20 protein-coding genes and 3 tRNA genes are annotated in these 22682 nt (G+C 73.3%); 3 read left to right on the top strand and 20 right to left on the bottom strand.

The genetic code is table 11. The annotated features are described in order from the left end of the window. Nucleotides 1–21: 21 nt before the first annotated feature. From leuS to ACZ5WK_RS20230, 4 genes are all read right to left on the bottom strand, one after another. Nucleotides 22–2916 (bottom strand): leucine--tRNA ligase, encoded by a 2895-nt coding sequence (gene leuS / locus ACZ5WK_RS20245; protein ID WP_465548739.1) that lies wholly within the window; start codon nucleotides 2914–2916, stop codon nucleotides 22–24. Nucleotides 2917–3161: 245 nt separating this feature from the next. After that, complete coding sequence (locus ACZ5WK_RS20240) at nucleotides 3162–4646, bottom strand: hypothetical protein (RefSeq protein WP_465548738.1); 1485 nt, start codon at nucleotides 4644–4646, stop codon at nucleotides 3162–3164. Nucleotides 4647–4816: 170 nt separating this feature from the next. After that, a tRNA-Ala gene (locus ACZ5WK_RS20235) sits at nucleotides 4817–4889 on the bottom strand. A 226-nt stretch (nucleotides 4890–5115) separates the two neighbouring features. After that, a complete protein-coding gene (locus ACZ5WK_RS20230; protein WP_465548737.1) occupies nucleotides 5116–6555 on the bottom strand; it encodes an MFS transporter in 1440 nt (479 codons plus the stop codon). Nucleotides 6556–6657: 102 nt separating this feature from the next. Here ACZ5WK_RS20230 and ACZ5WK_RS20225 point away from each other — a divergent pair, with 102 nt between their 5' ends. Then, nucleotides 6658–7563 (top strand): helix-turn-helix transcriptional regulator, encoded by a 906-nt coding sequence (locus ACZ5WK_RS20225; protein WP_465548736.1) that lies wholly within the window; start codon nucleotides 6658–6660, stop codon nucleotides 7561–7563. Between the two features lie 226 nt (nucleotides 7564–7789). Here ACZ5WK_RS20225 and ACZ5WK_RS20220 read toward each other — a convergent pair. The 8 genes from ACZ5WK_RS20220 to ACZ5WK_RS20185 all read right to left on the bottom strand — a co-directional run bounded on the left by ACZ5WK_RS20220 (nucleotide 7790) and on the right by ACZ5WK_RS20185 (nucleotide 12628). Next, nucleotides 7790–7862, bottom strand: a tRNA-Ala gene (locus ACZ5WK_RS20220). A 37-nt stretch (nucleotides 7863–7899) separates the two neighbouring features. Beyond that, nucleotides 7900–7972 (bottom strand) — tRNA-Ala (locus ACZ5WK_RS20215). A 125-nt stretch (nucleotides 7973–8097) separates the two neighbouring features. Beyond that, nucleotides 8098–8745 (bottom strand): histidine phosphatase family protein, encoded by a 648-nt coding sequence (locus tag ACZ5WK_RS20210; protein WP_465548806.1) that lies wholly within the window; start codon nucleotides 8743–8745, stop codon nucleotides 8098–8100. Continuing rightward, the gene (rsfS, locus tag ACZ5WK_RS20205) at nucleotides 8742–9227 is read right to left on the bottom strand and encodes a ribosome silencing factor (RefSeq protein WP_465548805.1); all 486 of its coding nucleotides are present in this window, start codon (nucleotides 9225–9227) and stop codon (nucleotides 8742–8744) included. The genes ACZ5WK_RS20210 and rsfS overlap by 4 nt, the downstream gene beginning before the upstream one ends. A 139-nt stretch (nucleotides 9228–9366) precedes the next feature. Further along, nucleotides 9367–11277, bottom strand: coding sequence for an LCP family protein (locus ACZ5WK_RS20200; protein WP_465548735.1), 1911 nt, complete (start codon nucleotides 11275–11277; stop codon nucleotides 9367–9369). A 19-nt stretch (nucleotides 11278–11296) separates the two neighbouring features. After that, a complete protein-coding gene (nadD, locus tag ACZ5WK_RS20195; RefSeq protein WP_465548734.1) occupies nucleotides 11297–11929 on the bottom strand; it encodes a nicotinate-nucleotide adenylyltransferase in 633 nt (210 codons plus the stop codon). Nucleotides 11930–12117: 188 nt separating this feature from the next. Further along, nucleotides 12118–12276, bottom strand: coding sequence for a hypothetical protein (locus ACZ5WK_RS20190; RefSeq protein WP_396323192.1), 159 nt, complete (start codon nucleotides 12274–12276; stop codon nucleotides 12118–12120). Nucleotides 12277–12481: 205 nt separating this feature from the next. Next, nucleotides 12482–12628, bottom strand: coding sequence for a hypothetical protein (locus ACZ5WK_RS20185; protein WP_396323191.1), 147 nt, complete (start codon nucleotides 12626–12628; stop codon nucleotides 12482–12484). Nucleotides 12629–12922: 294 nt separating this feature from the next. Between ACZ5WK_RS20185 and ACZ5WK_RS20180 the strand changes: the two genes are divergently transcribed. Beyond that, nucleotides 12923–13996 carry a M48 family metallopeptidase gene (locus ACZ5WK_RS20180; RefSeq protein ID WP_465548733.1) on the top strand — a complete coding sequence of 358 codons (1074 nt, stop codon included), beginning with the start codon at nucleotides 12923–12925 and terminating at the stop codon, nucleotides 13994–13996. Nucleotides 13997–14068: 72 nt separating this feature from the next. On the opposite strand, the gene ACZ5WK_RS20175 is transcribed toward ACZ5WK_RS20180, so the two are convergent. From ACZ5WK_RS20175 to proB, 5 genes are all read right to left on the bottom strand, one after another. Then, nucleotides 14069–15130, bottom strand: a complete 1062-nt coding sequence (locus tag ACZ5WK_RS20175; protein ID WP_465548732.1) for an SCO2583 family membrane protein — start codon at nucleotides 15128–15130, stop codon at nucleotides 14069–14071. A 103-nt stretch (nucleotides 15131–15233) separates the two neighbouring features. Further along, nucleotides 15234–15827 carry an SCO2584 family spore wall biosynthesis protein gene (locus ACZ5WK_RS20170; protein WP_465548731.1) on the bottom strand — a complete coding sequence of 198 codons (594 nt, stop codon included), beginning with the start codon at nucleotides 15825–15827 and terminating at the stop codon, nucleotides 15234–15236. 89 nt (nucleotides 15828–15916) lie between these two features. Then, nucleotides 15917–17239, bottom strand: coding sequence for a glutamate-5-semialdehyde dehydrogenase (locus ACZ5WK_RS20165; RefSeq protein ID WP_465548730.1), 1323 nt, complete (start codon nucleotides 17237–17239; stop codon nucleotides 15917–15919). Between the two features lie 94 nt (nucleotides 17240–17333). Continuing rightward, entirely contained in the window at nucleotides 17334–17861 is a 528-nt protein-coding gene (locus ACZ5WK_RS20160) for a hypothetical protein (protein ID WP_465548729.1), read from the bottom strand. A 133-nt stretch (nucleotides 17862–17994) separates the two neighbouring features. Next, nucleotides 17995–19131 (bottom strand): glutamate 5-kinase, encoded by a 1137-nt coding sequence (proB, locus tag ACZ5WK_RS20155; RefSeq protein ID WP_465548728.1) that lies wholly within the window; start codon nucleotides 19129–19131, stop codon nucleotides 17995–17997. A 304-nt stretch (nucleotides 19132–19435) separates the two neighbouring features. Here proB and ACZ5WK_RS20150 point away from each other — a divergent pair, with 304 nt between their 5' ends. Beyond that, on the top strand, nucleotides 19436–20242 hold the full coding sequence (locus tag ACZ5WK_RS20150; RefSeq protein ID WP_465548727.1) for a hypothetical protein: 807 nt from the start codon (nucleotides 19436–19438) through the stop codon (nucleotides 20240–20242). A gap of 75 nt (nucleotides 20243–20317) precedes the next feature. Here ACZ5WK_RS20150 and obgE read toward each other — a convergent pair whose 3' ends face one another. The 3 genes from obgE to rplU form a co-directional block, all read right to left on the bottom strand. Further along, complete coding sequence (obgE, locus tag ACZ5WK_RS20145) at nucleotides 20318–21796, bottom strand: GTPase ObgE (RefSeq protein WP_465548726.1); 1479 nt, start codon at nucleotides 21794–21796, stop codon at nucleotides 20318–20320. Between the two features lie 99 nt (nucleotides 21797–21895). Continuing rightward, nucleotides 21896–22153 (bottom strand): 50S ribosomal protein L27, encoded by a 258-nt coding sequence (gene rpmA / locus ACZ5WK_RS20140; protein ID WP_148645173.1) that lies wholly within the window; start codon nucleotides 22151–22153, stop codon nucleotides 21896–21898. Nucleotides 22154–22165: 12 nt separating this feature from the next. Beyond that, nucleotides 22166–22483 (bottom strand): 50S ribosomal protein L21, encoded by a 318-nt coding sequence (gene rplU, locus ACZ5WK_RS20135; protein WP_045696828.1) that lies wholly within the window; start codon nucleotides 22481–22483, stop codon nucleotides 22166–22168. Between the last annotated feature and the right edge of the window lie 199 nt (nucleotides 22484–22682).

Below are 22682 nucleotides of genomic sequence, written 5' to 3'. Positions count from 1 at the left end.
CGCCCACCCAGCAGCAAACCGTCAGCCGGTGACGATGTTCACCAGCTTCGGCGCCCGCGCGATCACCTTGCGCACCGGCGCGTCCCCGATCGCCGCGACGACGGCCGGGTCGGCCAGGGCCAGCGCCTCCAGGTCGGCGTCGGAGATCGACGGCGCGACCTCCAGCCGGGCCTTGACCTTGCCCTTGATCTGCACGACGCAGGTCACCGCCTCGTCCACCACGTACGCCGGGTCGGCGACCGGGTAGTCGGTGTGCGCCAGCGACTCGGCGTGGCCCAGACGGCGCCACAGCTCCTCGGCGACGTGCGGGGCCAGCGGGGCGACGATCAGGACCAGCTGGTCGGCCACCGAGCGCGGCGTGGAACCGCGCTTCACCAGGAAGTTGTTCAGCTCGATCGTCTTGGCCACGGCCGTGTTGAAGCGCAGCCCGGCCATGTCGCCGCGGATGCCGTCGATGGCCTTGTGCAGCGCGCGCAGCGTCGCCTCGTCCGGCTCCTCGTCGGTGACGACCAGCTCGCCGGTGGCCTCGGAGACGATGTTGCGCCACAGCCGCTGCAGGAAGCGGTACGAGCCGACGACCGCGCGGGTGTCCCAGGGGCGGGAGACGTCCAGCGGGCCCATCGACATCTCGTACAGGCGCAGCGTGTCGGCGCCGTACTCGTCGGCGATCTCGTCGGGGGCGACGGCGTTCTTCAGGGACTTGCCCATCTTGCCGGCCTCGCGCTTGACCGGCTCGCCCTGCCAGAAGTACGCGCCGTCGCGCTCCTCGACCTCGGCGGCGGGCACCGGGAAGCCGCGCTCGTCGCGGTAGACGTCCGCGGTGATCATGCCCTGGTTGAACAGCTTGTGGAACGGCTCGACCGAGGAGACGTGGCCCAGGTCGTGCAGCACCTTGTGCCAGAAGCGGGCGTACAGCAGGTGCAGTACGGCGTGCTCGGCACCGCCGACGTACAGGTCGACGCCGCCGGCCGGCTTCTGCTCGGTCGGGCCCAGCCAGTACTGCTCGTTGGCGGGGTCGACGACGCGCGAGCCGTTGGTCGGGTCGACGTAGCGCAGCTCGTACCAGCACGAACCGGCCCAGTTGGGCATGGTGTTGGTCTCGCGGCGGTAGGTCTTCGGTCCGTCGCCCAGGTCCAGCTCGACGGTGACCCAGGCCTCGTTGCGCGACAGCGGGGTCTTCGGCGAGGAGGTGGAGTCGTACGGGTCGTAGGTGTGCGGCGAGTAGTCGTCGACCTCGGGGACCTCGACGGGCAGCATCGACTCGGGCAGCGCGTGCATGACGCCGTCCTCGTCGTAGACGATCGGGAAGGGCTCGCCCCAGTACCGCTGACGGCTGAACAGCCAGTCGCGCAGGCGGTAGTTGACGGTGCCCTCGCCGATGCCGCGCTCGGCCAGCCAGGCGGTGACGGCGGCCTTGGCGTCGACCACGCTCAGGCCGTCCAGCGAGACGCCGTCCGAAGTGCCCTCGTCGTGCGCCGAGTTGACGATGACGGAGTCGTAGGTGTCGAACGCGTCGTCCCACTGCGCGGGGTCGTCGCCGCGGCCGTCGGTCGGCCGGACGACGCAGCGCATCGGCAGCTCGAAGGCGCGGGCGAACGCGAAGTCGCGGTGGTCGTGGGCGGGGACGGCCATGATGGCGCCGGTGCCGTAGCCCATCAGCACGTAGTCGGCGATGAAGACCGGGACGGGTTCGCCGCTGACCGGGTTCACCGCGTACGCACCGGTGAAGACGCCGGTCTTGACCTTGGCGTCGACCTGGCGCTCGACGTCGGACTTGGCGGCGGCCGCGGCGCGGTAGGCGGCGACGGCCTCGGCGGGGGTGGCCGCACCGCCGGTCCACTCGTCGCGGGTGCCGGCGGGCCAGGCGGCCGGGACGATCGCGTCGACCAGGCCGTGCTCGGGGGCCAGCACCATGTAGGTGGCGCCGAACAGGGTGTCGGGGCGGGTGGTGAAGACGGTGATCTTCTCACCGTCCACGGCGAAGTCGACCCGGGCGCCCTCGGAGCGGCCGATCCAGTTGCGCTGCTGCAGCTTGATGGCCTCGGGCCAGTCCAGCAGGTCCAGGTCGGAGATCAGCCGGTCCGAGTAGGCGGTGATCCGCATCATCCACTGGCGCAGGTTCGACTTGAACACGGGGAAGTTGCCGCGCTCGGAGCGGCCGTCCGCGGTGACCTCCTCGTTGGCCAGCACGGTGCCCAGCCCGGGGCACCAGTTGACCGGCACCTCCTTGGAGTACGCCAGCCGGTACTCGCCCAGCAGTTCGTCACGCTCGGCGGCGGACAGCTCCGTCCAGTCGCGGCCGCCCGGCACCTCACGGGTGCCGGCCTCGAACTGCGCGATCAGTTCGGCGATCGGGCGGGCCTTGCCGGCCTCCTGGTCGTACCAGGAGTTGAAGATCTGCAGGAAGATCCACTGGGTCCAGCGGTAGTACTCCGGGTCGATCGTGGAGATCGAGCGGCGCGGGTCGTGGCCCAGGCCCAGCCGGCGCAGCTGCTGGCGCATGTTGGCGATGTTGGCCTCGGTGGAGACCCGCGGGTGCGTGCCGGTCTGCACCGCGTACTGCTCGGCGGGCAGGCCGAAGGCGTCGTAGCCCAGCGTGTGCAGCACGTTGTGGCCGGTCATCCGCTGGTACCGGGCGTAGACGTCGGTGGCGATGTAGCCCAGGGGGTGGCCGACGTGCAGACCCGCACCCGAGGGGTACGGGAACATGTCCATGATGAAGCTGTGCGGCTTCGCGGCGACGTCACCGGCGGCCGGGTCGGCCAGGTCGCCGGCCGGGTTGGGGGCGTGGAACGTCCCTTCCTTCTCCCAGATGTCCTGCCAGCGGGACTCGATCTCCGCCGCCAGGGTGGCGCTGTACCGGAACGGCTCGGTTGCGGCCTCGGCCGCGCCGGAAGCAGGGGTCGTCTCGCTCATGGTCCTTCAGGCTCCATCGATGTCAGTTGGCGAACCGCGGCCGGTGACCGGACGGGTGACCGGCCGCGGACGGCCGTGCCGGTGCGGCGCTTGCGGAAAAGGCGGTGGAAAACAAAAAAGCCCCTCGCAGGAGGGGATGCCACGCCGACTCCGGCAACCGCCCGTGAACGGGGCCGGTCCTGGTCAGCGCGGCCGGCTAAGGAGCAGGCGCACAGTTCGCATGGGCTCAGGGTACCGCAAGGGCATCAGGCCTCTCCCGGCAATCCCGCACGGGAGGCCGCGTCGAAGTCGCGCAGCGCCCGGGCGACCCGCTCGGACTGCATGCCGGCGGCGAGCGCGCGGGCCCGGTCGGCGGTGGCGGCGGCCTCCCGGTGGCGGCCGGTGCGGCGCTGGGAGTCGGCCAGTCGGACCATCAACAGCGCCCGGGCCCGGGCCCGGCCGTCACCGAGGCCGGCCACCGCCTCGGTGAGCAGGGCCTGGGCGCGCCGGTGGTCGCCGAGGAAGAGGTACCCCTCCCCCACCATGCCCGCGAGATCCGCCCGCACCTGCCCGTACCCGTCGGCCGCCATCGAGGCGGCCCCGGTGCCCTCGGCCGGACCCACGACCGCGCCCCCGTCCGAACCCCCCGTCCGCCCGCCCGGCCCAGCGAAGTCCTGCCCGCCCGGCCCCACGGACATCCGCCCGCCCGGCCCAGCGAAGTCCTGCCCGCCCGGCCCCGCGCCCACCCGCCCGTCCAGCTCCGCGAACGCGAGCTCGGCCGCCGCCCGCGCCTCCGCCGGCTCGCCCCGCCGCCCGTGCGCCCGGGCGATCCGGCCGAGTTGCAACGCCCGGTCGGCCGGGCCCAGCGCGTCCCCGGCCGCCTTCAGCGCCCCGGCGAGCGCGCCGACGGCGTCCAGCCCCCGCGCGTCCAGCCCGCGCCCGCCCGTGCTCTGGGTGGCCAGCACCACCAGGCAGCCGACCACGCCCACCCCGAGCCGGAGGTCCCCGCTGAGGTGCGCGGCCCGCAGCGCGGCGACGAACGCCCGCTGGGCGGCCGCCTCGTGCCCGAGGTCGTACGCGGCCCAGCCGGCCAGCCGGGCGAACCGGGCGGCCGTCCCGTACAGGGCGCGGCCGAGGCGTTCGTCGTACCCGCCGAGTTCCAGCAGTTTGGCGACCATGGCCAGCTCGGCCCGGGCCGGGCCGAGCACCAGCCCGCCGCCGCAGGCGCGCTCCAGCCGCTGCTTGCTCCGGTGGGAGAGCCCGAGGTCGCCCACCAGACCGGGGTCGATCCGCAGCGCGCCCTCACCGCCGCCGACCGGTGGCGGCGGGGTGGTCAGCCGCCGGGCGGCCTGGTCGAGGTCCGCGCCGCGGAAGAGGTCGGTGAGGCGGACCGGGCCGGCGTCGGTGGCCGCCTCACGCAGCGCGGTCTGGGCGGTGTCGGCGGTCCACGGGTCGGTGAGCAGGTGCGGCGAGAGGATCTTGGCGCCCCGGTTGCCGCCCATCCGGCCCCAGAGCTGTTCGTAGGTGACGGCGATGCCGAGGGCGCGGCCGAGCACCTCGCAGACGGTCTGGTCGTGCGGGCTGCGCGGGACCATGCCGCGGTCGCGCCACTTGTACGGGGCGGTGGAACTGATGGCCAGGCCGGGAGGCAGGGTGAGGTTCACCTCCCGGGCGAGCCGCTCCGGGTTCCAGCCCAGCTGGTGGAGTATCCGCGCCAACTCCTCGTTGCGCCTGCGCTCCAGATCGGCCATGGCACGACGGTAGCGGTCCCCCGGGGCCGGCCGCCGAGGCGTTCACGAAAACCGGCCGCCGCCGGAAGCCCCGTGGACCCCGGCCCACCGCCGACCCATCGCGATCCCCGGAGAACCCCCGGGAACGCCGAAGGCCGCCCCCCGAAACGGGAGGCGGCCTTCGATTCCTGTGGAGCTACGGGGAATTGAACCCCGGACCTCTTGCATGCCATGCAAGCGCTCTACCAACTGAGCTACAGCCCCTTGACCTGCGTTGTCACCGGAGGTTTTCTTCCGTTTCCCTCGGCGACATCGACTACTTTACACGGTCGAAGGGGTGCTCCACGAATCCATTGACCGGACGTACGTCCGGGAGGTTCCGCACCGCCCGGACGTACCACTCGAAGGCCCGACGGACAGGTACGGGGCGCGTCCGCCGCCGGGCACGCGGGCAGGCCGGCCGGCGGATCCGCGGGCACCGCCGCACGCCCTACCCGGCCGACCGCCGGGTGCGGGCGGCGAAGACCGCCGCGGCCGCGACGGCCACCGCGATCACGCCGGTGGTCACCAGCAGCGCGTGCCCCGAGTCGCGGGCCGGTGCCGGGAGGTCGGCCCCGCCGAGGAAGACCGAGCCGAGCACCGCCACCCCGACCACCTGGCCGAGCTGGATGACCGTCACCATCACGCCGCTGGCGTCCGCCGCGTCCGCCGGGGCGACGCCGCCCAGCGCCCGGGCGAACAACGGCGCGTACGCGCAGCCCGCGACCAGCCCGAGCACGGTCATCTCCAGCAGCGCCACCGCGCCGATCTCCGCGCCGTCGCCGAGCAGGACGCCGAGCAGCAGGTAGCCGGGCGCGAGCAGGACGGTGGCGAGCACCGGCAGCACGCCGTGCAGCCGGGCGGGCAGCCGCTGCCAGCGCAGGCTGGACACCCCGAACCCGACCGCGACCGGCGCCGAGCAGAGCCCGGCCCGCAACGCGCTGTGGCCGAGCCCGGCCTGCTGGTGGAGGGCGAAGGCGAACAGGAAACCCGCGAAGGCCGCCATGATCACGAATAGGCCGCCGGCCGCCGGGCGCAGCCCGGGTGCCCGCAGGACCCGGCCGGAGATCAGCGGCTGGCCACCGCGCCGGGCGATCCGCCGCTCGACCACCACGAACAGGGCGAACAGGGCGGCGCTGCCGGCGAGCATCACCCAGCCCCAGACCGGCCAGCCCAGTTCGTGGCCGAGCACCAGCGGCACCACCAGCAGCCCGAGGGCCGCGCCGAGCACCACCAGGCCGGGGAGGTCGAAGCCGCGGTCGCGGTCGCCCGGCATGCTCGGCAGCAGCCGGGCTCCGACCGCCAGCAGGGCCAGCCCGATCGGCACGTTGACCAGGAACACCGGGCGCCAGCCCGTGCCGAACAGGTCGGCGCTGACCAGCACCCCGCCGAGCACCTGGCCGAGCGCCATGCCCACGGCCAGGACCGCCGAGTAGAGGCCGAGCACCCGGGTGCGGGCGGCGCCGGTGAAGGTCCGCTGGAGCAGGCTCATCACCTGGGGCACCATCAGGGCCGAGCCGGCGCCCTGGAGCAGGCGGAAGCCGATCAGCCACCCGGTGGCCGGGGCGAGGCCGCAGGCGAGCGAGGCGGCGGTGAAGGCGGCCAGGCCGAGCTGGAACAGCCGGCTGTAGCCGTAACGGGCGCCGAGCCGGGCGCCGGTGATGAGCAGCACGGCGTACGCGATGGTGTAGCCGGCGATGACCAGTTGGAGCGCGGCGCCGGAGGCGTGCAGGTCGGTGCGGATGGTCGGGACGGCCACGTTGACGATGGAAACGTCGAGGACGGCCATGAACTGGCCGCAGAGGACGAGGGCGAGGAGCATCCCGGGCCGGGTGGCCGGGCCGGGGGTGGTGCCGCCGGCCACGCGGGGCCGGATCTGAAGGTCCGTCATGACTCCAGCGTGGGGCCCGGCGGGTACTGGTGGTTAGAGCCTGCTGATCCTGGTACTGGCAGCACCTGTCTGCGCGGCGCGGTCTGCGGCACGATGGCGGGTATGACCGTTCTGGACGACCACACCGTCACCGCCGTCGAGCCGCGCCGGCAGGACCGCCGCCGAACGGAACTGGCCCGGTTCCTGAAGGCCTGCCGGGCCCGGGTCACGCCCGAGGACGTCGGCCTGCCGCCCGGCCTGCGCCGCCGGACGCCGGGGCTGCGCCGCGAGGAGGTCGCGCAGCTCGCCGGGGTGGGGGTCACCTGGTACACGTGGCTGGAGCAGGGGCGGCCGATCAACGCCAGTGAGCAGGTGCTGCTGGCGGTGGCCCGGGCGCTGCGGCTGGACGCGACGGAGCGGGAGCACCTGTTCCGGCTGGCCGGGGTGGCCGCCGTTCCCCGCTCGCCGTCCGACCCGCCGGTCCTCGAACCGTCCACCCAGGTCATCCTGGACGCGCTCGCGCCGCTGCCGGCGGCGGTCTCCAACGCCCGGTTCGACGTACTGATGTACAACCGGGGGTACGAGTCGCTGTTCGGCACCGACCGGAGCGTCACCCCCAACGGCACGTTCAACAGCATCTGGTGCACGCTCTTCTCGGATCCGTGCTGCAACCCCTTCCTGAACCGGGACGAGGCGCTGCCCCGGATGGTCGCGGTGCTGCGCTCCGCGTACGGCAAGCACGTCGGCGAGCCGGTGTGGGAGGAGCACGTGCAGCAGCTCTATGCGGGCAGCGAGCTGTTCCGGGAGCTGTGGGACCGGCAGGAGGTGGCGCCGCCGGCGACCTGGCTGCGGGTGTTCCGGCATCCGGAGGTCGGGGTGCTGCGGCTGAACGCCTCGTACCTGACGATGCCGGGGGTGCCCGAGACGTACATCGTGGTCTACCTGCCGGAGGGCCCGGAGGACCGGGAGCGGATCGAGCGGCTCGCCGCCCTGCCGCGCGGCGGCTGGAAGCACAGCTGCCGCGCCTGAGCACCGGCGGGCACGGCGGGCGGTCCGACGCGGCCGGCAGTCCCGCACGGCCGGCGCTCCGCCGAAGCCGGTCCTCCGCCACGTCCGGTGATCCGCCGCAGTCGGTGCTCCCCGCGGCCTGGAGATCCGCCGCGGCCGGTGGCCCCGCTGCCCGCAGATGGCCGATCCCGGCGCCCGGAAACGCCGAAGGCCGCCACCCGGTGGGTGGCGGCCTTCCCGCTGTCTGTGGAGCTACGGGGAATTGAACCCCGGACCTCTTGCATGCCATGCAAGCGCTCTACCAACTGAGCTACAGCCCCGCGACACGCACGGTCCTCGCGGACCGCAGGTGCGGAGTGGAGCTACGGGGAATTGAACCCCGGACCTCTTGCATGCCATGCAAGCGCTCTACCAACTGAGCTACAGCCCCGCACTCACCGGATTTCCCGCTTCCCTTTTTCCGGGCCGCGTTCCCTCCGTGCGAACGAGGAAGACTCTAACTGGTCAGGCCCGGAACTGCGAAATCCGCCCCCGCAGGCACCGCTCCGGCGTCTCTCAGGTGTCGTCGCCGATGACCGGCTGCGGCAGGGTGCCCGCGTTGTGCTCCAGCAGGCGCCAGCCGCGCGCGCCCCGGCCCAGCACGGACCAGCAGCAGTTGGACAGGCCGCCGAAGCACTCCCAGAGCGCCGGCTCCAGGCCGAGCAGCCGCCCGAGCATGGTGCGGATGGTGCCGCCGTGGCTGACCACCACCAGGGTGCCGTTCTCCGGCAGCTTCCCGACCGCTTCGAGCACCACCGGCACCGAGCGGTCGGCGACCTCGGTGGAGAGCTCGCCCCCGCCGCGGCGGACCGGCTCGCCCTGCGCCCAGGCCTCGTACTCCTCGGGGAAGCGCTCGCGGATCTCGGCGTTGGTGAGCCCCTGCCAGGAACCGGCGTAGGTCTCGCGCAGCCCCTCGTGGTGCTGCACGTCCAGGCCGGTGACCTCCGCCAGCTCGTCGGCTGTGCGCCGGGCGCGCTGGAGGTCGGAGGAGATCAGCAGGTCGGGGCGCAGGCCGGAGAGCAGCCGGGCCGCCCGCTGGGCCTGCAGGACGCCCTGGCCGGTCAGCTCGATGTCCGTGGTGCCCTGGAAACGCGATTCGAGGTTCCAGGAGGTCTGGCCGTGCCGCCAGAAGACGATACGCGGGCCCCGCGCGTCCCGGCTCAGCTGTTGTCCTCGGCGGTGTAGTCCTCGGCGCCGAAGTTGTCCGCGGGGGCGGCCTCGACCGGGGAGAGGGCGTTGCCGGCGGCGTCGGTGTCCGCGTCGGGGCGGTTGCGCGAGGCGAGCGCGTCGGCCGGCAGCGGCAGCTCGGGGCAGTCCTTCCAGAGACGGTCCAGGGAGTAGAAGGAGCGCTCCTCGGAGTGCTGGACGTGCACCACGATGTCCAGGTAGTCGAGCAGGATCCAGCGGCCCTCGCGCTCGCCCTCGCGGCGCACCGGCTTGATGTCCAGCTGCTCGCGCAGCTGGTCCTCGATCTCCTCGGCGATCGACTTGACCTGGCGGTCGTTGTTCGCGGAGGCGATCAGGAAGGCGTCGGTGATCGACAGCACCTCGCTGACGTCGAACGCGATGATGTTGTGCGCCAGCTTGTCGGCCGCCGCCTGGGCGGCGACGGTGATGAGGTTCTGGCTGTGCTCGGTGGCGGTCACGGTGTTCTTCCGGCTCGGCTGCTTGGGGGGCGAGCCCGGCACGCGGCCGGGCATCGCCTTCCAGGATCTCACGCCGCCCGGGCGGCCCCGGAACCGTTTTCCGGGGCCGCCCGGGCCCGCCGTGCCGGGCCGGGCCGCGCTACTGGGCCTTCGGCGGCTGGTAGTCCTTGCCGAGGACGACCACCAGGTCGGCGTTCTGCGCGTCGGTGACCTTCTTGGCCGCCGTCTCCGGCAGGTTGAGGCTGATCGCCAGCGACTTCGCCGCGGCCTGCCGGGCGTCGTCGGTGTAGCGGATCTCACTGGCCGCCTGCGGCGCGGTCTTCGCCCCGCCGGGGATGAAGGTGAGGCCCGCGTTGACCACCTGGACCTGTGCGGCGGCCGCCGCCTGGTCGTTGCCGGTGGCGTCCTGGATGGCGACCCGGGCCGGGGCGTCGCCGGTGACGGCGGACTTCACCGTGCTGCCGAGGACGTCCTTGACCTGCTTGCCGGCGGTGGCGTCGTCCAGGGAGCCGTCCGGCTTGACGGTCAGCACGGTGGTGGCGAGGTGGCCGTCCTTGGCCTGCTGGGCGAGCTGGCCCAGCACCCCGGCCAGGGCGTCCTCCGGCAGGGACGGGTCCAGCACCGCGTTCATCCGGTGCACGTCGTCCTTGGCGTCCTTGAAATCGGTGGGCATGCTGCGCACCACGGCGTCCATCACCTGGCCGAACCGGGCCAGCTGGGCGTCCCGGTTCTCGCCGGCCGCCTGGAGGGTGGCGTAGGCGACCGCCGCCTTTCCGCTGAGCAGGGTGTTCTTGCCGGCGGCGGAGAGCAGCTTGCCGTCGGGCTTGCCGCCCTCGTGGGTCTCGGCGTTGGTGTCCACCCGGACGCCGCCGAGCTGGGCGACCAGCAGTTCCAGGTACGGGGTGTCCAGCCGCCAGGTGCCGGCCACGGGGGCGCCGAGCACGGTGGTGAGGCCGTCGCGGGTGGCGGACGGGCCGATGCTGTCCATGGCCTGGCCGACGGTGGTGACCGGCGGGTCGCTGGGGCCGGGCAGCCGCAGGGTGTCGGGCAGCAGCAGCACGGTGCCCTTGTGCCCGGCGGAGTCGTTGACCAGCAGCGCGCTGGAGACCTTGCCCTGCAGGTCGCGCAGGTGCACCACGTTGACCTGGCGGGGGCCGGCCGCCGTGGCCGCGCTCTGCTTGTCCGCGCCGGTGAACCAGAGGTAGCCGCCGGTGCCGGCCGCCGCGAGCGCCAGCACGACGCCCACGCCGACCAGCCGGTTGCGCAGCTTGCGGCGGCGCTCGGCGCGCACCTCGCTGCGTGATTCGGCGAACTTCAGCCAGTCGATGACGTCCTCGGACTCCTCCGCCTCCTCGTCGACGAAGGTGAACTCGCCGGTGGGGTAGTCGTCCTTGGGCGCCTTGCCGGCGCCGGCGGCCCTGGCCGCGCGGCTCCCGCCGACCTGCTCGGACGGCGGCTCGGGCCGGGCGGGCGGCTCGGCCGCGGCCGGGCGGGGCGTGCGCGGACGCGGCGGCACCGGGGCCGCCGCCGGGACGGCCGTGGGAGCCGCGGCTGCGGGCCCGGGCTCCGGCTCGGTGACCACCGGCATCGGCCCGGTCGCGTACTGCTGCGGCTGCTCGTACGGCTGGTAGGCCTGCTGGTACTGGTCCTGGCCCTGCCCCGGGTAGGACGCGTACGGGTCCTGCCCGTACGGCTGCTGCACCGGCTGCGCGTACTGGTCGTACTGGTCGTACTGCTGCCCGTGCTGCTGCTCGTAACCGCCACCCTGCACCGGCTGCTCGTACGGCTGGTAGGCCTGCTGGTACTGGTCCTGGCCCTGCCCCGGGTAGGACGCGTACTGGTCCTGCCCGTACGGCTGCTGCACCGGCTGCCCGTACTGGTCCTGCCCGTACGGCTGCTGCACCGGCTGCCCGTACTGGTCGTACTGGTCGTACTGCTGCCCGTGCTGCTGCTCGTAACCGCCACCCTGCACCGGCTGCCCGTACTGCTGCCCGTGCTGCGGGTGCTGCCCGGTGGACCAGTCGTCCTGCGGTCCCCTGCGATCGCTCATCGGTCGGCCCCTCCGGGGATCAGGTCCCGTGCGGCGCGTAGAGCGCCCGCTTGTCGATGTAGCGGACCACGCCGTCCGGGACGAGGTACCAGACCGGCTCGCCCTTGGCGACCCGGTTGCGGCAGTCCGTGGAGGAGATGGCCAGCGCCGGGACCTCCACCAGGGAGACCCCGCCCACCGGAAGCCCGGCGTCCGAAAGAGTGTGCCCCGGCCGGGTGCAGCCGATGAAGTGGGCGAGCGAGAAAAGCTCCTCCGAGTCCCGCCAGGAGAGGATCTGGGCGAGCGCGTCGGCACCGGTGATGAAGAACAGGTCGGCGTCCGGGTGCATGGCGCGCAGGTCGCGCAGGGTGTCGACGGTGTACGTCGGGCCCTCGCGGTCGATGTCGATCCGGCTGACCGAGAACTGCGGGTTCTCCGCGGTGGCGATGACCGTCATCAGGTAGCGGTCCTCGGCCGGGGTGACGTGCCGGTCGGTCTTCTGCCACGGCTGCCCGGTCGGAACGAAGATCACCTCGTCCAGGTGGAACGCGCTCGCCACCTCACTGGCGGCGACCAGGTGCCCGTGGTGGATCGGGTCGAAGGTGCCGCCCATCACGCCGAGGCGCTTCTTCACCGGTGCCGGTCCGCCGGGATTCCCGGCCTGCTCTCCCATGGCGTCACACCATACGCGACGCCCGTTACGGTGCGGGAACGCCCGGGTGCGAGCGCCCTGGAGATGCGTGAGGGAGCGGCCGGCACACCTGCCGGACGCTCCCCGAGCGGACCCGAATCGAGGGCCCGCGGCCCCGAAAGCGAGGGCCCGCGGCCCCGGAACGAGGCCGGGCGGTCCCGGAGCGCGGCTCAGCGGTCCCGGTTGAAGCGGGTGGTCACGTAGAGCAGCAGCAGCAGGATGAACAGCGCGGCGCCACCCGTCAGATACGGGTTGAGGCTCTCGTGGTTGCCCCCCTCGCCCTCGGAGGCGAGCAGGTTCAGGACGGGAAGTGCGGCGGCAGTGCTCATGGTCGGCGGACCTTCTCGGCTCGGATGACGGACCAGGGGGTGTGCGGGCCGGTGAGGGCCCACCCGTCATCGTACGGGGGCCTGCAAGGCAACCGCTCGGCGGCCCACCGCGTCTGATCCGGTGTGAGCCGGGCCCCGGCGGCGAGGCGGGGCGCCGGACGCCCGGAGAGCGCGCGGAGCGCGGGGAGGATGCCCGGTGGGGTGCTCAGTTGTTGCGGCCGGCCCGCAGCAGGATCCAGGCCAGCAGGCCGACACCGACGAACGAGGCCACCACGATGACCCGCAGGAAGAGCCCCGGGCCGTTCTCCGTGGAGATCGGGCCGGCCAGGCTGACAAGGGCGTCGGTGGACATCTGCGGGCTCCTCGGACTGCTCGGTACCGCGGCCAGGTCTGGTCTCGGCTCTCCAGGGCATTCAGGGTAAACCGGCCTCACACCCGCGCCGCCCACCGCCCCCTCAGGCCCACCCCGGCCCGCCGCGTCCGCGGCGCGGCTGGGGCCGCTCCGGGCCGCGTTCCGTGCCACGTAGGGTGAGCGCGGGGACGAGTACGCAACCACGGACGTTGCACAGACAGTCGTTGCAGGCGAAGACCAGCGGGGGCCGGCCAGCAGCCGGGGCCGCCGTTCGACCAGGAGGTACTCACACCAATGACCGACATCACCGCGAAGACCCCCAGCCGGCGCCGCCAGCGCTTCCCGGAGATCTCCACCAGGGCCTGGGAGCACCCGGCGGACCGCTCCGCCCTGGTCGCGCTGCGCAAGCTGACCGGCTTCGACGACGTGCTGAAGAGGCTCGCCGGCCTGGTCTCCGAGCGCGCGATCCGGCTGATGTTCCTGGCCACCGCCGTGAAGACGTCCGAGCGGCAGTTCCCCGAGCTGCACGAGATGGTGCGCGACGCCGCCTACGTGCTGGACCTCGAGAAGGTCCCGGACCTCTACGTCAGCCAGGACCCGACGGTCAACGCGTACTGCATCGGGATCGACACCCCGATCATCGTGGTCACCAGCGGCCTGGTGGAGCTGCTGGACGAGGAGGAGCTGCGCTCCGTCATCGGCCACGAGGTCGGCCACGCGATGTCCGGCCACGCGGTCTACCGGACGATGCTGCTGATCCTCACCAACATCGCCGCGAGGATCGCCTGGGTGCCGCTCGGCAACCTGGCGATCATGGCGATCGTCACCGCGCTCAAGGAGTGGTTCCGCAAGGCCGAGCTCTCCAGCGACCGTGCCGGGCTGCTCGCCGGACAGGACCTCCAGGCGTCCATGCGGGCCCTGATGAAGCTGGCCGGCGGCCACAACCTGGCCGAGATGAACGTCGACGCCTTCCTGGAGCAGGCCGAGGAGTACGAGAAGGCCGGGGACCTGCGCGACGGCGTGCTCAAGCTGCTCCAGGTGCTGCCGCAGAGCCACCCGTTCGCCGTGGTGCGGGTCGCCAAGCTGAAGAAGTGGGCGGAGAGCGAGGAGTACCGCTCGATCCTGGCCGGTGCCTACCCGCGCCGCACCGACGACGCCGACACCTCGGTCGGCGAGCAGTGGAAGGCCGCCGCCGACCACTACAGCAGCTCGGTGAAGGAGAGCAAGGACCCGCTGATGGGCCTGATCCGCGACGTCGCCGGCGGCGCGGCCACGGTCGGCGGCAAGCTCCGCGACACCTTCGCCGGCGCCGCGCGCGGCACCAACTCCGCGCCCCGCGACGGGCAGGACGGCCGCGACCAGGGCTGACGCCGCTCCGCCCGACGGCTCCCGGCTCCCCGCCGGGGGCCGTCGGCGCGTCCGGGCGCGGAACGGGACCGCTCAGCCGCCCGCCAGCACGCCGCAGACCTGCCAGGCCGGCCGGGCGTGGTTGCCCGGGTCGATCGCCGTCGGGCTGGGCGCCGGGGTGCCGTCCGGCCCGGCCAGCACCGGCTGGACGAAGGCCGCCAGCGAGCCGGTGCACGGCACCGGTCCGGCCTGCAGCACCGAGTCCACCAGCCGCAGCTGGGCGGAGGCCAGGTCGATCCGGTCGAACTGGAAGGTCAGCTGCCGCCGCACGGTCTCCAGCGTCACCGGTGCGCCGCTCGGCGCCCCGGCCGGCTTCAGCGCGTAGACGAAGGTGTGGTCGGTGGTGATCTGCAGCGTCCCGCTGTCCGCCTCGTCGATCCGCATCGCGCCCGCCACCTTCACGGTGTCGGCCGCCAGCGCGACCTGCGCCGGGTCGAAGCGGACCACCCAGCCGGTCAGCGCGTGGTGCCGGTCGTCGACCGGCCGGGCCACACTGGTGTCGAACTGGGCCTGCTCGCCGGGTGTGACGAAGACCCGCACGTCGGCGGTGGCCCCCTGGACCAGCGCCACCGGCGCCAGCGAGGAGGCGACCAGGTAGCGCTGCACGGTGTCGAGCGCCTTGGTCACCTCGACCCTGCTGAAGTGCTCGGTGGCCGCCCCCGTGGGCGTCCCGAGACCGAGCGCGCCGTCGCCGTAGCCGGCCGGGAGCCCGGCGAACGGACTTGCCGGGTCGGCGACCGGCCGGACCGTCGAAGCCGGACTCAACGCCACCAGACTGACGGTCAGTTGGCTGCCCTCGGGACGCGCGGACTGCCGGTTCGGCGCACTGATGCCGAAGTACACGGCGGCGGAGAAGGCGACCAGGATCAGCAACAGCAGCGCGAGCGCCTGCCGCGGCACGGTGCCCAGCGGCCCGAGCCGCACGCGCGGGCGGGTGGCCCGGCCGAAGGACCCGGCCAGCCGCTCCCGGGCGGACAGCTCCTGGATGCGGGCAGCCCGGACGAACGATTCGTCGAACACGACGGACCGGTACTCGTCCTCGTTTCCGGAACCACCGTCGGGCGCACCCTCCGGAGGCTCTCGCGGGTCACCCATGACACCAGGGTAAGACGCATCCGCACCCCGCCACGAGGGTCCCCGCGCACATTCCCGGGGACGGTCCGCGACCGCCCGCCCCGGGGCGCACCACCCGCAGAGATCAGCCCGCCGGAGCGGTGACCACGAGCGACGGCTCGGCCGGCGAGGACGCCGGGTCGGCCCCCACGCTGCTGCTGCCGGACTCGGGCCGCCGGGGCGTACCGCTGCCGGCCCCGCCCACGCCCTGGTAGACCGCCGCGACCGCCACCGCGACCAGGCTCACGCCCATGATCACGGCGAGCACCCAGGCCACCGGCCGGTGCCAGCGCTGCTGGGCGACGTAGCGCCCGCTCGGCGCCCGCACCGGATCGTAGCCGCCCGCCCGGCCCCACCGGCGGGTCCGGCGCCCGGCCGCCCGGCCGGGGCCCGACCACGGGTCGGGGTAGAGGCGGTCGTCGTCGAGCCCGCTCGGGTACGGGCGCAGCTCCAGCGGGAGCCCGTCACCGACCGGGACGTCATAGCCCCAGCCCGCTGTCGCCGTGTCCGGCTCGAACCGGGCCTCGGCGGCGGCGAGCTGCCGCTCCTTGGCCGTCGGCTCGTGCACGGCGGCGGAGCGGACGAAGGCCTCATCGAAGACCACGGTGGCGAACTCGTCGTCCGCGCCACCGTGGTCGGCGCCGTCGGGGTACGGCAAGCCCCCCACATCCTCAGCCACGGATTCAGCGTATTACCGGGCGGGCGTTTTGTCTGTGGCTCCTCGCAGTTGGTCCGTCACACGTGTGACGGAGCCCGTCGCGAAGGGGCTCAGCCGGCGTCGGCCGCGCCGCCCACGGTCTGCGTCGCCTCGCCCCGGACATGGCCGTCACCAGTGACGATGTACTTGGTGCTGGTCAGCTCGGGCAGTCCCATGGGGCCGCGGGCGTGCAGCTTCTGGGTGGAGATGCCGATCTCGGCGCCGAAGCCGAACTCACCGCCGTCGGTGAACCGGGTCGAGGCGTTGACGGCCACCGTGGTGGCGTCGACCAGCTGGGTGAAGCGGCGGGCGGCGGCCTGCGAGGTGGTGACGATCGCCTCGGTGTGGCCCGAGGACCAGCGGCGGATGTGCGCGACGGCGGCGTCCAGCGAGGGCACCACGGCGGCGGCGAGGTCGTAGGAGAGGTACTCCGTCTCCCAGTCCTCCTCGGTGGCCGGCACCACGGTGGCGGGCGAGCCCTCGGCGGCCTTGAGCACCGCGTCGTCGCCGTGCACCGTCACCCCGGCCCCGGCCAGCGCGGCGAGCGCGAGCGGCAGGAAGGTGTCGGCGATGTCCTGGTGGACCAGCAGGGTCTCGGCGGAGTTGCAGACGCTGACCCGCTGGGCCTTGGAGTTCAGCAGGATGCCGACGGCCATCGCCGGGTCGGCCTGCGCGTCCACGTAGACGTGGCAGTTGCCGGTGCCGGTCTCGATCACGGGGACGGTCGAGCCCTCGACCACGGTGCGGATCAGCGAGGCGCCGCCGCGCGGGATCAGCACGTCCACCAGCCCGCGGGCGCGCATCAGCTCCTGCACGGAGTCCCGGCTCTCGCCGGGGACGAGCTGGATCGCGTCGGCGGGCAGGCCGGCCGAGGCCACGGCGTCGCGCAGCACGGTGATCAGCGCGGTGTTGGAGCGGTACGCGGAGGCCGAGCCGCGCAGCAGCACCGCGTTGCCGGACTTCAGGCAGAGGGCGGCGGCGTCCACGGTGACGTTCGGGCGGGCCTCGTAGATGATGCCGACGACGCCGAGCGGCACCCGGACCTGCCGGACGTCCAGGCCGTTGGGCAGCGTGTAGCCGCGGACCACCTCGCCGACCGGGTCGGGCAGGCCGGCCACGTCGCGGACGTCGGAGGCGATCGCGGCGATCCGCTCGTCGGTGAGGGTCAGCCGGTCGATCACCGACTCGGCGGTGCCGGCCTCGCGGGCCCGCGCGACGTCCTCGGCGTTGGCCGCGGTGATCTCGGCGCTGCGGGCCACCAGGGCGTCCGCGACCGCCAGCAGCGCGGCGTCCTTCGCCCGGCGCGGCAGCGGGGCGAGCGCGGCTGCGGCCTCCCGCGCTCGGCGCGCTACGGCGAGGACGGGGCTGTCGGCGGTGGCGAGGTCGCTGGTCATGCGCCAAGGGTAGCGACTCCGCAACCGCCGCCCTCCGGGCATTTCGCCCGGTGAGACGGAGGCCGGACGGGCCGGCGGGTCGGGGTCCCGTAGGTCAGTACGGGTGGACGCCGCCGAGGTGCGGTGGCGGATCGCCGAAGCCCTCGGCGACCCGCTTGTGGTACGTCGCCCGGTCGACCACCTCCAGGCCGACGATCTCCCACGGCGGCAGCTTCGCCGTCGCCTTGTGCTCGCCCCACAGCCGCAGGGCTATCGCCGCCGCGTCGTGGAGGTCGCGGGCCTGCTCCCAGTAGCGGATCTCTGCGTGGTCGGCAGCGTAGCGGGCGGTCAGGAAGAACGAGTGGTCGTGCGCCAGCCGCTCCAGCCCGGCCCGCAGCTCGGAGAGCGGGGTGACCTGCCCGGAGACGCTCAGCACCACGTGCCAGAGCCGGGCCTGCTCGGGCACGGTGGGCGGCTCGGTCTCTCCCCGCCGGTCCGGCCGGGCGCCGCGTACCGCGCCGGGCCCGTGCGGTGGCGGGCCGGCCGGCTCGGCGGCGTCGTCGCTCCCGCGTCCGCCGTCGATTCTGGTCAGCCGCCGGCCCGCCGTTCCTCCGGTCAGCGCTGCCTCGCGCCTGCGTTCCACCGGCGGCCTCCTGTTCGGCGATGTCGTGTCGTCGTACCCGCCGGCCCCGGCCCGGCGCGTACGGCTGAGCCCCTCCTCGCCAGCGGCCTGGCGTGCACCCCGTGCGGAGCCGCCCGTGCCGCCCGCGGCCCGGTCAGCCGCGAAGGACGACCAGGTCGTCGCGGTGGACGACCTCCCGCTCGTACGCGGCGCCGAACTCCTGGGCCAGGTCGCGGGTGGACCGGCCGAGCAGGCGGGGCAACTCCCTCGCATCAAAGTTGACCAGTCCGCGCGCCACGATGTGGCCGTTTTCGGCAAGAAGGTCCACCGGATCGCCCGCGGCGAACTCGCCGTCGACCTTGGTGACCCCGGCCGGCAGCAGCGAGGCGCCCCCGGAGACGACCGCCTCGACCGCGCCGTCGTCCAGGTGCAGGGAGCCGCGCGGGCTGCTGGCGTGGGCCAGCCAGAGCAGCCGGTCGGAGGAGCGGCTGCCGGTACGCAGGAACAGCGTGCCGGTGGGCCGGCCGGCCAGTGCGTCGGCGGCCTGGCTGGCGGCGGTGAGCACCACGGGGATGCCCGCGCCGGTGGCGATCCGGGCCGCCTCGACCTTGGTGACCATGCCGCCGGTGCCGACACCGGCCTTGCCCGCGCTGCCGATCTCGATGCCGTCCAGGTCGTGCGGGCCGGTCACCTCGCAGATCCGGCTGGTGCCGGGGCGGCTCGGGTCGCCGTCGTAGAGGCCGTCCACGTCGGAGAGCAGCACCAGCAGGTCGGCCCGGACGAGGTGGGCGACCAGGGCGGCCAGCCGGTCGTTGTCCCCGAACTTGATTTCGGCGGTGGCGACGGTGTCGTTCTCGTTGACGATCGGCATGGCGCCCATCGCCAGCAGCTGGTCGAGCGTCCGGTAGGCGTTGCGGTAGTGGGCGCGGCGGCTGGCGTCCTCGGCGGTGAGCAGCACCTGGCCGACGCGGATGCCGTACCGGGCGAAAGAGGCGGTGTACCGGGCGACCAGCAGGCCCTGGCCGACGCTGGCGGCGGCCTGCTGGCGGGCGAGGTCCTTGGGCCGCTTGTCGAGGCCGAGCGGGGCGAGGCCGGCGGCGATGGCGCCGGAGGAGACCAGCACCACCTCGGGGGCGTCCGGGCGGCTGCGGATCTTGGCGAGGGCGTCGACCAGGGCGTCGACCCGGTCGGCGTCCAGGCCGCCGGCCGCCGTGGTGAGTGAGGAGGAGCCGACCTTGACGACGATCCGGCGTGCGGTCAGCACCTCCTCCCGCAGTGAGTCCTCGCTCATCTCGCTGTACGCCCTTCCGGTGTGGTGCGGGTACGACGGGCCGGAGCCCTGCCGTTATCCGCAATCTACGCGATCGGCGCACTCCGCCCGCAGGGCATTTCACCGGCTGGACCCGGCCCGGTCACGGCCTCGCCACAGGGCGTGCGGCAATCCGGCCGACTGGTATGGTCCCTGACCGAAAGCCAGATCGGGGGACGGCTTCTTGCCCGCTGTACCCATGTCTCCAATCATTCGTGGATCGGGCACCGCCGCATGGGCAGGCCGGGAACGGTTCGCGGGCGCGTGCCCAGGAGTTAGCGCACAGATGCGTTCGAACAGCATGAAGCTCACCGTCGCCGTCCTGGCGGCGGCCACCGCACTCTCGCTCGCCGCCTGCGGCCCGGACAACTCCGACGCCGCCGGCGGCGCTGCGGCCGCCACCACGCCGGCCGGTGCCGCGGCGGCCGGCGGGGCCACCGCCGGCGGTGCCGCCACGGGCGGGGCCGGCGGTACGGCCACCTCCCCTGCCGCTGCGGGCGGTGCGGCCGGTGCCGCCGGCGGGGCGACCACCGCTCCGTCCGCGGGTGCGACCGGCGCCGCGGGTGGTGCCGCCGCGGGTGGCGCCGCCGCGGGTGGCGCGGCTGCCGGTGGCGGCGGCGCCGCCGGCCTGCCGAAGGCCGCCACCGCGGTCAAGGTCGGCCAGCCGGCCACCGTCGAGTACATCGACAAGACGTTCGACATGAACAACAAGCTGGAGATCACCGTCACCGGCTACGAGACGGGTTCCATCGAGGACCTCAAGGCCGCCGGCGTCAGCACCGCGGGCCTGGAGGGCCGCACCCTCGTGTACGTCAGCTACAACATCAAGAACCTCGGCGACAAGAAGCTCTCGTTCAGCGCGCCGAACTCCAAGTTCCTGGTGTTCGACCAGGAGGGCAAGCAGGGCTCCTTCGCGGGGAACTCCTCGAAGCCGCTCCCCAAGTGCGCCGCCCCCACGTTCCAGGGCGCGGGCAAGGGCATGGAGGTCAAGGGCTGTGACGTCGTGAGCCTCCCGGGCAAGGCGCCGGCCGCCCTGGTCGCCTACACGGACAACGCCGACCGGACCAAGTACCAGGCCTCCTGGTCGAAGTAACGTTTCGTCACGCCGGAAACACGCCGCGGCCCCCGCCACCTCGGAAGGTGGCGGGGGCCGCGGCGTTCAGGCTCGTCAGTCCTCGTCGTCGTCGCCCTCGATGGCGGCCTGGCGGCCGCTGGAGAGCGCCTCGAAGGCGAGGAACTCGGACTCGGCCGCGTCCCGGCCCTTCTGCTTCTCGCGGCGGCGGTCGACCGCCGGGCGCGGGTTCTCGAAGCGGTGGTCCTCGCCACGGCGGCCGAGCATCTCCGCGCCGGCAGCCATGGTCGGCTCCCAGTCGAAGACGACGGCGTTCTCGTCCGGGCCGATGATGACGGTGTCGCCCTCGTGGGCGCCGACCTTCCAGAGCTTGTCCTCGACGCCGAGGCGGGCCAGCCGGTCGGCGAGGTAGCCGACGGCCTCGTCGTTGGAGAAGTCGGTCTGGCGGACCCAGCGCTCCGGCTTGGTGCCGCGGATGCGGAAGGCGCCGTCCTCCTCGGTGATGGTGAAGCCCTCGTCGTCCACGGCCTTGGGCCGCAGCACGATCCGGGTCGACTCCTCGACCGGCTTGGCGGCCCGCGCCTCGGCGACGATCTGCGCCATCGCGAAACCGAGCTCGCGCAGGCCCTTGCGGGAGGCGGCGGAGACCTCGAAGACGCGGTAGCCGCGCTCCTCCAGGGAGGCACGCGTGAGGTCGGCGATGTCCTGGCCGTCCGGCACGTCGACCTTGTTGAGCGCGACCAGGCGCGGCCGGTCGTCCAGGCCGCCGTACTCGGACAGCTCGGCCTCGATGGTCTCCAGGTCGGTCAGCGGGTCGCGGCCGGGCTCCAGGGTGGCGCAGTCCAGCACGTGCACCAGCACCGAGCAGCGCTCGACGTGCCGCAGGAACTCCAGGCCGAGGCCGCGGCCCTGGCTGGCGCCCGGGATCAGGCCGGGGACGTCGGCGACGGTGTAGACGGTGTCGCCGGCGGTGACCACGCCCAGGTTGGGGATCAGGGTGGTGAACGGGTAGTCCGCGATCTTCGGCTTGGCCGCGGAGAGCACCGAGATCAGCGAGGACTTGCCCGCGCTCGGGTAGCCCACCAGGGCCACGTCGGCGACGGACTTGAGCTCCATGACGATGTCGCGGGTCTCGCCGGGCTCGCCGAGCAGCGCGAAGCCGGGCGCCTTGCGGCGGGCCGAGGCCAGCGCCGCGTTGCCCAGGCCGCCGCGGCCGCCGGCGGCGGCGACGAAGCTGGTGCCGTGGCCGACCAGGTCGGCGAGCACGTTGCCCTGCCTGTCCATCACCACGGTGCCGTCCGGCACCGGCAGCACGAGGTCCTGGCCGTCGGCGCCGGTGCGGTTGCCACCCGCGCCCGGCTTGCCGTTGGTCGCCTTGCGCTTGGGCGAGTGGTGGTACTCCAGCAGCGTCGTCACCTGGGCGTCCACGGTGAGGATGACGCTGCCGCCCTCCCCGCCGTTGCCGCCGTCCGGCCCCCCGAGCGGCTTGAACTTCTCCCGGTGCACGGAGGCGCAGCCGTGGCCCCCGTTACCCGCGGCGACGTACAGCTCGACGCGGTCCACGAAGGTGGTCATGGGTGTGCCTCCAGTGCGAAGAAAGTGTTGACCTGCTGTAAAGCAAGAAGGGTGGACCGGATCATTCCGGCCCACCCTTCATTGTGAGTCTTGTCGGACTCAGGCCTCGACGGCCACGATGTTGACGACCTTGCGGCCGCGACGGGTACCGAACTGCACGGCACCGGCGGTCAGCGCGAACAGGGTGTCGTCGCCACCACGGCCGACGTTGGCGCCCGGGTGGAAGTGGGTGCCACGCTGGCGGACGATGATCTCGCCGGCGTTCACGGTCTGACCGCCGAAGCGCTTGACGCCGAGGCGCTGGGCGTTCGAGTCACGGCCGTTACGGGTAGAGCTTGCGCCCTTCTTGTGTGCCATCTCGCTATCCCCTTACTTGCTGACGGAGTCGATGCTCGTGATCCGCACAGCGGTGTGCTGCTGGCGGTGACCCTGGCGACGACGGTAGCCGGTCTTGTTCTTGTAGCGCAGGATGACGATCTTGTCGCCCTTGGTCTGGTCGACCACCTCGGCGTGAGCCTTCACGCCGGCCAGCACCCACGGGTCGGAGGTGACAGCGTCACCGTCGACGACCAGGATGGTGGAGAGCTCCACCGAGTCACCCGGCTTGGCCTCGATACGGTCGATCTCCAGCACGTCGCCGACGGCGACCTTGTGCTGGCGGCCGCCTGCGCGAACGATCGCGTACATGCGGTACCCACTTTCCTAACTCGGTCGGAGCTCCTGATGCCAGCCACCTGGGTACGGACACAGGGGCCTCTCCCCGGCATCTCTGACGAGGGCCCGGGAGGTGATGTGCTCGGGAGCAAGGCGTAGACACGCCGAGGGTCAAGAATACGGACCGGCCGCCGCGGGGGCAAACCGGACCGTACGGGACCGGGGGCGGGCG

Source organism: Kitasatospora sp. NPDC032757, assembly GCF_055579305.1.
Note: the sequence above shows the minus strand (reverse complement) of the source record. Positions and strands in the feature narration are given on the sequence as shown.

Bases quoted from the DNA above. Each gene is read 5' to 3' on its own strand.
- leuS (WP_465548739.1), bottom strand. From the start codon at position 2,916: ATGAGCGAGACGACCCCTGCTTCCGGCGCGGCCGAGGCCGCAACCGAG.
- ACZ5WK_RS20240 (WP_465548738.1), bottom strand. From the start codon at position 4,646: ATGGCCGATCTGGAGCGCAGGCGCAACGAGGAGTTGGCGCGGATACTC.
- ACZ5WK_RS20230 (WP_465548737.1), bottom strand. From the start codon at position 6,555: ATGACGGACCTTCAGATCCGGCCCCGCGTGGCCGGCGGCACCACCCCC.
- ACZ5WK_RS20225 (WP_465548736.1), top strand. From the start codon at position 6,658: ATGACCGTTCTGGACGACCACACCGTCACCGCCGTCGAGCCGCGCCGG.
- ACZ5WK_RS20200 (WP_465548735.1), bottom strand. From the start codon at position 11,277: ATGAGCGATCGCAGGGGACCGCAGGACGACTGGTCCACCGGGCAGCAC.
- nadD (WP_465548734.1), bottom strand. From the start codon at position 11,929: ATGGGAGAGCAGGCCGGGAATCCCGGCGGACCGGCACCGGTGAAGAAG.
- ACZ5WK_RS20190 (WP_396323192.1), bottom strand. From the start codon at position 12,276: ATGAGCACTGCCGCCGCACTTCCCGTCCTGAACCTGCTCGCCTCCGAG.
- ACZ5WK_RS20185 (WP_396323191.1), bottom strand. From the start codon at position 12,628: ATGTCCACCGACGCCCTTGTCAGCCTGGCCGGCCCGATCTCCACGGAG.
- ACZ5WK_RS20180 (WP_465548733.1), top strand. From the start codon at position 12,923: ATGACCGACATCACCGCGAAGACCCCCAGCCGGCGCCGCCAGCGCTTC.
- ACZ5WK_RS20175 (WP_465548732.1), bottom strand. From the start codon at position 15,130: ATGGGTGACCCGCGAGAGCCTCCGGAGGGTGCGCCCGACGGTGGTTCC.
- ACZ5WK_RS20165 (WP_465548730.1), bottom strand. From the start codon at position 17,239: ATGACCAGCGACCTCGCCACCGCCGACAGCCCCGTCCTCGCCGTAGCG.
- proB (WP_465548728.1), bottom strand. From the start codon at position 19,131: ATGAGCGAGGACTCACTGCGGGAGGAGGTGCTGACCGCACGCCGGATC.
- ACZ5WK_RS20150 (WP_465548727.1), top strand. From the start codon at position 19,436: ATGCGTTCGAACAGCATGAAGCTCACCGTCGCCGTCCTGGCGGCGGCC.
- obgE (WP_465548726.1), bottom strand. From the start codon at position 21,796: ATGACCACCTTCGTGGACCGCGTCGAGCTGTACGTCGCCGCGGGTAAC.
- rpmA (WP_148645173.1), bottom strand. From the start codon at position 22,153: ATGGCACACAAGAAGGGCGCAAGCTCTACCCGTAACGGCCGTGACTCG.
- rplU (WP_045696828.1), bottom strand. From the start codon at position 22,483: ATGTACGCGATCGTTCGCGCAGGCGGCCGCCAGCACAAGGTCGCCGTC.